Genomic DNA, 1102 nt, shown 5'->3' on the forward strand with positions numbered 1-1102 from the left:
TCACCATCAAAATCCGTCGCGATGATTGGGAAATTCAGCGTCAGTTCGTCACTGTTACTCGCATGGTCAATTGGGCCTTCGAGTGTAAAGTTGTAGCTGCCATCTGGATTCCCAGTTAACGTAAAGACAGGAATGGTTCCTGCGGTTGCCGTATAAGTGAAACTACCATCTGGATTTGCCGTTTCACTCAATGTCACCGCAACACCTTGCGAAGTAAGCCCATCAACAGGCATCGCACTGGCATCCAATTGGTAACTCACTACGCCATCAGAACCTTGATTGGTGGTGAAGTGTCCGTCAATCGATACTGAACCGTCTTGAGCCGAGCCAATCTGCGCGAGGTCATCTTCATCAACGGTGATCGCTTGAACATCGTTAATTGTTGGCTGGTCATCAACAATGGTTACAGGGATGGTTGCCGATGACGTATCGCCATCAAAGTCGGTCGCGATGATTGGAAAGTTTAGCGTCAGTTCATCACTACCAGTCGCGTGATCGATTGGGCCTTCCAACGTAAAGTTGTATGAACCATCAACATTCACCACCAGCGTAAATACTGAGTTGCCGTTTGCTGTCGCGGTGTAAGTAAAGTTTCCGTCGGCATTTGCGGTTTCTACCAGCTCAACGGCTTCACCATGTGAAGTCAAGCCATCAATTGGGTTGGTCGATGCGTCGAGTTGATAACTCACCACTCGATCGGAGCCTTCTGTCGTGGTGAACTTGCCGTCAACCGAAACAGAATCATTTTGATCCGAACCGATGCTCGCAAGGTCGTCTTCATCCACCGTTAAAGCTTCCACACCATCAATAGAAGGCGCATCATCTTTAACTTCTATAACGATTTCTGCGGCTTTGGCATCGTTCGAACCTAGCGTCAAAGAAGTGCGGTCTCCGTCGGCATCAACGGCATAAACTGGAATGGTGAACGTTAACGATTCGTCGTTTGCGCCAGTATGATCCAGCTGTTCATAGAGGTTGAACTGATATTCGCCTTGAGACGGTGAGTCGATACTGATGTCGAATACCGTAATGCGCACACCATCAAGCTCAATATAACCTTCGTAAGTACGAACGCCATTGACATCAGAAGTGAGTTCAAGAA

At 48.0% G+C, this 1102-nt stretch carries 1 protein-coding gene; it reads right to left on the minus strand.

Translation table 11 applies throughout. The features are described from left to right. On the minus strand, positions 1-1102 hold a 1102-nt coding region (locus tag R7D93_RS25915; RefSeq protein WP_318129635.1), incomplete at both ends, for a VCBS domain-containing protein.

This window comes from Vibrio sp. YT-15, from assembly GCF_033337445.1.
Classification (GTDB): Bacteria; Pseudomonadota; Gammaproteobacteria; order Enterobacterales; family Vibrionaceae; genus Vibrio; species Vibrio alginolyticus.